At 62.7% G+C, this 8,458-nt stretch carries 8 protein-coding genes; all 8 read right to left on the bottom strand.

Annotated features, from left to right (window positions below; translation table 11 throughout):
• Positions 1–136: 136 nt before the first annotated feature.
• Positions 137–1,669: a YifB family Mg chelatase-like AAA ATPase gene (locus ACKOED_RS01380; protein WP_408914782.1), complete on the bottom strand. Its 1,533-nt coding sequence runs from the start codon at positions 1,667–1,669 to the stop codon at positions 137–139.
• Positions 1,670–1,734: 65 nt separating this feature from the next.
• Positions 1,735–2,751: a hemolysin family protein gene (locus ACKOED_RS01375; protein ID WP_408914781.1), complete on the bottom strand. Its 1,017-nt coding sequence runs from the start codon at positions 2,749–2,751 to the stop codon at positions 1,735–1,737.
• Positions 2,738–3,211, bottom strand: coding sequence for an rRNA maturation RNase YbeY (gene ybeY / locus ACKOED_RS01370; protein WP_408914780.1), 474 nt, complete (start codon positions 3,209–3,211; stop codon positions 2,738–2,740). Before ybeY ends, ACKOED_RS01375 begins: the two co-directional genes overlap by 14 nt.
• Positions 3,208–4,221, bottom strand: a complete 1,014-nt coding sequence (locus ACKOED_RS01365) for a PhoH family protein (protein WP_408914779.1) — start codon at positions 4,219–4,221, stop codon at positions 3,208–3,210. Before ACKOED_RS01365 ends, ybeY begins: the two co-directional genes overlap by 4 nt.
• A 12-nt stretch (positions 4,222–4,233) precedes the next feature.
• Positions 4,234–5,586 (bottom strand): tRNA (N6-isopentenyl adenosine(37)-C2)-methylthiotransferase MiaB, encoded by a 1,353-nt coding sequence (gene miaB, locus ACKOED_RS01360; RefSeq protein ID WP_408914778.1) that lies wholly within the window; start codon positions 5,584–5,586, stop codon positions 4,234–4,236.
• Positions 5,587–5,597: 11 nt separating this feature from the next.
• Positions 5,598–6,365, bottom strand: a complete 768-nt coding sequence (locus ACKOED_RS01355; RefSeq protein WP_408914777.1) for a lysophospholipid acyltransferase family protein — start codon at positions 6,363–6,365, stop codon at positions 5,598–5,600.
• Positions 6,366–6,370: 5 nt separating this feature from the next.
• Entirely contained in the window at positions 6,371–7,477 is a 1,107-nt protein-coding gene (gene tsaB / locus ACKOED_RS01350; RefSeq protein ID WP_408914776.1) for a tRNA (adenosine(37)-N6)-threonylcarbamoyltransferase complex dimerization subunit type 1 TsaB, read from the bottom strand.
• 34 nt (positions 7,478–7,511) lie between these two features.
• A complete protein-coding gene (locus ACKOED_RS01345) occupies positions 7,512–8,072 on the bottom strand; it encodes a NifU family protein (RefSeq protein WP_408914775.1) in 561 nt (186 codons plus the stop codon).
• Between the last annotated feature and the right edge of the window lie 386 nt (positions 8,073–8,458).

The following is an 8,458-nucleotide window of genomic DNA, read 5'->3' as shown; positions in this document are numbered from 1 at the left end:
GGCCAGGACCCGGACCCTGAGATCGAGTGACAGCGCTTTCGACATGACTGCCGGCCTCCAAACCCGGCAGACAGTGTGAATCATTTTCTCGCTGATTTGGGAATCCCAAAAAGATTCATTCAGATAGGGTGCCGCTCTAGCTGGCGAGTTGGAACGCGGCAAGCTTTTGCCTATAGCTGAGTGCTTCCGCGACATGGATGCGCGAGACCTGTTCGCGCCGGTCGAGATCAGCAAGCGTGCGTGACACCCGCAGCACCCGGTGATAGCCGCGCGCCGAAAGGTTCATGGCGTCAGCAGCGTCACGCAAGAGGTTAAGTCCCTGCGGGTCGGGCCTGGCGATCTCCTCCAGCAAGGTTCCGTCAGCTTCCGCATTCGTGCGCAGTTCGGGTTTGCCGAGCCTCTGAAACCGTTCCACCTGCAATTGGCGGGCTGCACGCACGCGGGCCGCTACGTCCTGGCTGGTTTCCTTGGGTGGCGGCAGCGTAAGATCGGAGGCCTTCACTGCTGCCAGTTCGATCTGGATGTCCATGCGGTCGAGCAACGGTCCGGAAATCCGTGCCTGATAGTCGGCCGCGCAGCGTGGCCCCTTGCGGCAGATATGTCCTGGCTCACCGGCCATGCCGCACTTGCAGGGGTTCATGGCCGCCACCAGTTGAAAGCGCGCGGGATAGGTAACGTGATAGTTGACGCGCGCAACCACGGTTTCTCCGGTTTCCATCGGCTGGCGCAGCGATTCCAAGACCCTTGACTGGAATTCAGGAAGCTCGTCGAGGAACAGCACGCCGTGGTGGGCGAGCGCCATCTCGCCGGGCTTGGCGCGCAATCCGCCGCCGACAAGGGCCGGCATCGAAGCAGAGTGATGTGGCGCCCGGAACGGCCGCCGGCGCGACAGCTGACCCCCCGAGAGTTCCCCCGCCAGCGAGGCGACCATGCTGACATCCAGCATCTCGCGCGAATCCATGGGTGGAAGAATCGAGGGCAGGCGCTGCGCCAGCATGGACTTGCCAGCTCCAGGAGGCCCCACCATCAGAAGATGGTGCCCACCTGCGGCGGCAACTTCCAGCGCGCGCTTGGCGGTTTCCTGGCCCTTGATGTCCTGCAGGTCCGGCAGATGGTCCGTTTCCCGTGCCATGGCCGGTTTGGGCCGGGAAAGCACTTGTGTGCCCTTTACGTGATTGACGAGCTGGATCAGGTTCTCGGGCGCGAGAATGTCGGCATCTTCACCAGCCCAGGCTGCCTCCGGCCCGGAGGCCTTTGGGCAGATCAGCCCCATGTCTCGTGCGTTGGCGGCAATTGCCGCCGGGAGTACGCCGGAAACAGCCACGATACCGCCGTCCAGAGCCAGTTCGCCCATCACTACATATCGGGTGAGGAAATCCTGCGGAATGATGCCGAGTGCGGAGAGCACCGCCAGGGTGATCGGCAAATCAAAATGGCTGCCTTCCTTTGGGAGATCGGCGGGAGAAAGATTTACGACCAGCCGCTTGCCTGGTAGCGCCAGGCCGATCGCATGCAGTGCCGCTCTTACGCGTTCCCGGCTTTCGGCAACCGCCTTGTCGCCAAGTCCCACCACGTTGAACTGGACCATTCCAGACAGGAATTGTGCCTGGACGTCGACGGCGACGGCCTCAATGCCCTGAAACGCCACCGTCGATGCGCGCGAAGTCATCCTGCCAACCTCCAATCAAACTTCTATTAGGGGTTGCTGGCCAGGTCAAGAACATTTGCGGAACACTAACTCGTGGGTAGATCGGTTTCCCGTTCGGCTCTTGGCTTGCTCACATTGCGGGCATTGATCCGCACCCGTTTCACCCGCCGGGGATCGGAATCGAGAATTTCAAACTCCAAGCCGCTTCCGTGGCGCACAATCTCACCTCGTGCGGGGACCCGCCCGGCGATCTTGAAGATTAGCCCTGCCAGCGTGTCCGCCTCCTCCTCTTCCTCTTCAGGCAACAGGTCCACGCCCAGAATAGGTTCCAGTTGCGACAAATCAACGCGGCCATCTGCAAGATAGCTACGGTCCTCAGTGGGCCGGACCTCGAGATCTTCTTCCGTGTCGTGCTCGTCGGATATGTCTCCGACGATGACTTCGACTAAATCCTCAATCGAAACAAGGCCTTCAGTCCCGCCATACTCATCAATCACAATGGCAAGATGAGTACGGCTGGACTGCATCCTCACCAGGAGGTCGGTTGCTGGCATCGAGGGTGGCACGAACAGCACTTCGCGATTGATGCCGGCTTGCTTCACCGTCGTGGCGAGCGCCGAAGCGGCAATACTGAGGCCAAGTGGCGCTGCATTCTTCTCCGCCCTTTCAGATTTCACGGAGCGGCGCTTTTGGGTCCCGCGCGATGCCATCCAGCGCAGGAAATCCTTGACGTGTATCATGCCGGTCACGCCATCAAGCGTCTCGCGGTAAACCGGCACGCGCGAATGATTGGCGTCGATGAACTTGGTCATTAGACCCTGCATTGAATCGGCTTCGTCGATGGCGACGATGTCGACCCGCGGCACCATGACATCATCGACGCGCAGCCCTGAGAATTCGATGATGTTGAGCATCATCGACTTCGCCTCCTCGGCCACCGCTTCACCGGGGTTCTGAGCCTCGTGGCTTTCGATCGCGCCTTCCAGACTCTCGCGCAGCCCCTTGTCCCGGTTGCGGCTGAAACGGCTTCTCAACCGCTGCCACAGGTTTTCTCTGCCTGTCTCGGACGGCGTAGGCCGGCTAGGGTTTTCAATGTCGCTCATAGGGATCGCTGATGCCAAGGCCTTTGAGAATTACCGTTTCGAGCCGTTCCATGCTCTGGGCTTCGGCGTCATCGTCGTGGTCATGGCCCAATAGATGCAAAACGCCATGCACAATAAGGTGGGCGGTGTGGTCATGCAACGTCTTGCCCTGCGCGGCCGCCTCCCGGGTGATCACGCCATGAGCAAGAACAATATCACCCAACGGCCGCGCTTCGCCGGCGGGCACCGGCATGTCCGCTGGCGCCGGAAAAGACAGCACATTGGTCGGTTTGTTCTGGCCGCGCCATCGCGCGTTGATGTCCGCCATCGAAGCTTCGCTTGTAAAAAGAACTGCAATTTCATACCGATCCATGTGGCCACCTGCCGCAAATACCGCTGCGCCGGCGACCTGGCGGGTCAAGTCTTCCAGACCCGGCACGTCCAGCCAGGCCTGGTCTTCAACCTCAATCGAAACGTTCATGTCCGTGGCTTGGGGGCCTTCTTGTCGTAGGCCGCAACAATCCGGCCGACCAGTGCGTGGCGCACGATATCGGAATTGCTGAACCCAACCGACGCAACGCCTTGGACACCCTTGAGAATGGAGACCGCATCAGCAAGCCCCGACACGGCTCCTGACGGCAGGTCGACCTGCGTGGGATCTCCCGTCACCACCATGCGGCTTCCTTCACCAAGCCGCGTTAGGAACATTTTCATCTGCTGTGGCGACGTGTTCTGCGCCTCATCGAGAATGATGAATGCCGAGGACAATGTGCGGCCGCGCATGAAGGCGAGGGGCGCGATTTCGATCTGATTCTCGGCGATTCCCTTGGCCACCAGACTCGCCGGCATCATGTCATAGAGCGCGTCATAAAGTGGCCGCAGATAGGGGTCGACTTTCTCTTTCATGTCACCTGGCAGGAAGCCCAGCCGCTCTCCGGCTTCAACAGCGGGACGTGAGAGAACAATTCGGTCAACCTCGCCATTCATCAGCGCCTCGGCGGCGCAGGCCACCGCGAGATATGTCTTGCCGGTGCCGGCGGGGCCGATGCCGAAGACCAGTTCGTTCTTGCGGATCGCCTCGATATATGTGCCCTGCGTCGGGGTGCGCGGCATCACCAGCTTGCGCCGTGTACGGATCGCGCCGCCGGGAACGTTGGTTTCCTGCGCCTCCCGCATGCGGATCGCGCCCTCGACTTCGCCCTTGCTGATGTCGAGTCCGCGGCGGGCACGGTTATAGAGCCCCATCAGCACGTCGCGCGCCGCGTTGCGGGCCGTCTCGCTGCCCCGCACCGCAAGCCGGTTGCCGCGTGGTGTGATATCGACATGCAACCGGTGCTCAAGCACGGCGAGGTTTTCGTCATGCTCGCCGCACAGCAGGGATAACAACCGGTTGTCGTCGAAGGAGAGGGTGAGAATATCCGAATCTTCTTGCCGGGAAGCGGTCTTAGGGCTGCCGAGCTGGGCCGCGGTGACGGGCGGATTCAAGGACATGATTCTCCGTGATTAGTGTGCCTGAACATAATGACCTGAAAGGCTGTTGCTTCCAACCCCCGTAATATGGGCATCCACTGTGGTTCCGATAAGCCCGGCCGGCGCTTCAAGATGCACCGGCTGCAAATAGGGTGACCGGCCCACCAGCTGTCCGGCATGGCGGCCAGTTTTCTCCAGCAAGACCAGCAGGTTACGGCTAATCATGCCGCGGTTGAAGGCAGCCTGCTGGGCATTGATGAGCGCCTGCAGCTCCGCCAGCCTCGCGGCTTTCTCGGTTTCGGAGACTTGCCCCTCCCGCTCGGCGGCTGGGGTGCCGGGGCGCGGCGAATATTTGAATGAGAAGGCGCTGGCATAGGACACGTCCCGGACCAGCGCGAGGGTGGCCTCGAAATCCTTCTCCGTCTCTCCGGGAAAGCCAACGATGAAATCACCAGACATGGCTATGTCATTGCGAAAACTGCGGATTTTCTCAATCAGGCGGAGGTAGTGCTCGGCCGTATGGCCGCGGTTCATGGCCTTGAGGATGGCATCGCTGCCTGACTGGACCGGCAGATGCAGATAGGGCATCAGCTTGGCATTTTCGGCATGGGCAGCGATCAGGTCTTCCGTCATGTCGCGTGGGTGGCTCGTGGTGTAGCGCAGCCTTTCGATACCCTCGATCAATGACAGTTCGGCGACGAGTCCAGCCAGGCCGGCCTTCTGCCCCCTCTCATTCAAGCCACTGTAAGCATTAACATTTTGTCCTAACAGGGTGATCTCGCGGATGCCCTGTATGGCCATCTTTTGGGCCTCGGCGACGATCTGCGCGACGGGGCGGGAGAATTCGGCTCCGCGGGTATAGGGAACGACACAGAAACTGCAGAACTTGTCGCAACCCTCCTGCACGGTCAAAAAGGCCGCGACTCCCTTGCGCGGCAGCGCCTTTTCCGCCAGCCCGCCGAACTTGTCTTCCGCCGGAAACTCTGTTTCGACCAAGGACTTACCATCCGCCTGGTGGCGCGCCAGAAGCTCCGGCAGGCGATGATAGGTCTGTGGCCCGAACACCAGATCCACGGCCGGTGCCCGCCTGACGATCTCCTCGCCTTCCGCCTGCGCCACGCAGCCAGCAACGGCGATCAGCATGCCGCCGCCCTGCTCTGATCGCAAACGTTTGAGGCGGCGCATCTTTCCAAGCTCGGAATAGACTTTTTCTGCAGCCTTTTCACGGATATGGCAGGTATTGAGGATGACCAGATCGGCATCCTCCGCGCGTGCCGTTTCGGCATAACCCAGGGGGGCAAGCACATCGCGCATGCGCTCGCTGTCATAGGCGTTCATCTGGCAGCCATAGGTCTTGACGAAGACCTTCTTGGAAACGGGTTCCATGACCTTGGCCTCTAGCGGATTTTCGCCGGGTCGTGAAGCGCGAGGCGCAAGCCCCGGCGCACCTCCTGCTCGGCATGCCGGGCCAGCGTCTTGCGCGTAAGTTCGCCGCTAAGTGCAAGTGGCGAATGGCAAATTACCGTCACCTCGATGGGCCCGGTGTTCACCGCGCCGACCAGATGCGGCACCAGATCGGTGTCGCCATACCAGGCGTAGCTCGGCAGCAGACGGCGGTTCATCGGCAGATTCATGTGGCCGTGATAGGCGAGCGTCACCGGCTGTACCAGCACGCCGGGCAGGCCGGCAGCCCCGAAAAACGACGTCTTGAAGGGCAGGACGCGGCGCCCGTCGCTCGACGTACCCTCAGGAAAAAGCACGAGAATATCGTCTTCCCGCAAGCGCTCCTGCATCTCGTCATGCGAGCGCCCAACGGCATGGCGGCGGGTGCGGTCGACAAACACCGTGCGCTGCAGCCTGGCCAGGCTGCCGAAAAACGGCCAGCCATTGACCTCCCGCTTGGCCACGAAGGACACCGGCGCCACCGCGCTCAAGACCAGAATATCCAGCCAACTCACATGGTTACTGACAATCAGCATGGGGCCGGCCTGGGGCGGCTCACCGATCACTTCCAGCCTGATCCCCAGCAGCCGGCAGGCTAACCGGTGATAATACATGGGAAATCTCCGGGCGAGGCCGAGCCGGAGCCAGACGAAGAGTTGCTGCAGCGGCATCAGCGGCAGGGTGATGGCCGCGAACAGCGGCAGGAGAAGCCAGAAACGCATGGTGCTCAAACTCGCGTTTTTCGATGCAGAATGAGTGCATTTTCGTTGCCGCCGGTGCGCTTGTAGTAGCCTTTCCGTTGCCCCGCTTGCGCGAAGCCGAGGCTGGCATAAAGCGCCCGCGCCGCGCTGTTCGACTCCGCAACCTCCAGGAATATACTCCGCACGCCCTGGTTGAGCAACTCCTCGATGTGCCGCGCGAGCAAGCGCCGCGCCAGACCCTGGCGGCGGGCGGCGGGCCTGGTGGCGAGGGTGATGATCTCCGCCTCGTCCGCCGCCTGTCTGGTGAGCAGCAGGGCGGCCGGCTCCCCCGAGACGAGCGCCAGCCGGGCGCTGGCGCCGGGCATGGCGAGGAGCTCCGTGAAGGCGGCCGCCGTCCAGCCCTCGCTGAAGGCCTCGGCGTGGAGCGCGGCCAGCACCGGGGCGGCGGCGGCGGTGGCGGGTTCGAAGGAAACAGCATCCGCCCTTCCCGGGGACTGCGGCCTGGCGTCCGGCGGGCGGAGATAGAGCGGCGCGGGCGGCCCGTGTGGCTCACCGGCCACGGCCAGCTTCGCAAAGTTGGCGGCCACCGGAACATCGCCCGCCCGTGACCGCCGCGGATCGCCGCGCCCGGAGGCGGCGATCACCGCCTCGGCTGCTGTCCCGATGATCCAGGCGTTGCGGGGCAGGCCCGCCGCCGCTTCGGCCAGCGCCACGATGCGGGGCGGAACAACCGGCTTTGCCAAATCTTCGAATTGCGCCGCATAGCACTGGCCATTGCCGGCGGCGGCGGCCACCAGCAGCGGAAATTCCCCCGCGCCGCAATTGGCGGCAATCGCCGTCAGGCTGTCCACCCCGGTCACCGGAATGCCGCGCGCCAGGCCCAGCCCCCTGGCGAAGGAAAGCCCGATGCGAAGCCCCGTGAAGGTGCCGGGGCCGGTGGTCACCACGATCCGCTCGAGGCTTGCGAAATCCAGCGCTGCCTCGCGCATCACAGCGGCCACCATCGGCGCCAGCGCCTCGGCATGGCCGCGTTCCATGCTCGTGAAGGCGGCGGCCAGCGGCTGGCCGCGCGCGGTGTCCACGGCAGCTGCGGAACAGGCCGCCATGGCGGTGTCGATGCTGAGGATCTTCATGACGCGGCGTGATAGGCCGCCTCGCCGCGGCGCGTCAAACGGCGCGGACTTCGCTCACTTCCGGAACGAAATGCCGGAGCAGGTTCTCGATGCCGTGCTTCAGCGTCGCGGTGGAGGAGGGGCAGCCCGCGCAGGAGCCCTTCATGTTGAGATAGACCACGCCCTCGCGGAAGCCGTGGAAGGTGATGTCGCCGCCGTCCTGCGCCACCGCCGGCCGCACCCTGGTATCGAGCAGCTGCTTGATGGTGGTGACGATCTCAGCGTCACCCTCCGCGAAGAATTCCTCGGCATTGGCGGCATCCCCCGCGGCCCCGCCGGCCAGCATCGGCAGGCCGGAGAGGTAATGGTCCATGATCAGGCCCAGAATGGCGGGCTTCATGTGCTGCCATTCGGCGTCCGCCTTGGTGACGGTGATGAAATCCTGGCCGAGGAACACGCCGGACACGCCGCGCACCGCGAACAGCTTCTGCGCGAGCGGCGATTCGGCGGCGGCCTGGGCATCGCGGTAATCGCGGGTGCCACCGGGCAGCACGGGCTTGCCCGGCAGAAACTTCAGCGTGGCGGGGTTGGGTGTGGCTTCCGTCTGGATGAACATGTCCGATTCCTCTGATCGGACATCATATAGACGCAGTTTAGAATGATTTCAAACTGGATTGGAGGAGAAATCCAGTCGGGATAGCGGTTCCGGGGCATTGGTTTTAGGGGGACGTCCAACGCCATTCCCGTAGATAGCCGTGTGATCTGAGATGGTATTCACCTGACAGTCTGGCCCGCTGGTAGGGCGCGCGGACCGCAAGAGTCAAGCGCGCCCGGACCGGTGTGGCCATGCCGCTCCGATGTGGGTTTAGGATGGAGTTGCGACTTCAACCCTGAACCTCGACGGAGAACAACATGACCACGGACCAGAAGATAGCACGCCGGAAGCTTTCCTTGCTCGAGCTTGCTTCAGAACTCTCGAATGTTTCCAAGGCCTGCAAGCTG

This window comes from Aestuariivirga sp. (assembly GCF_046093005.1).
In the GTDB taxonomy this organism is placed as follows: Bacteria; Pseudomonadota; Alphaproteobacteria; order Rhizobiales; family Aestuariivirgaceae; genus Aestuariivirga.
This window is presented reverse-complemented; position numbering and strand designations above follow the sequence as displayed.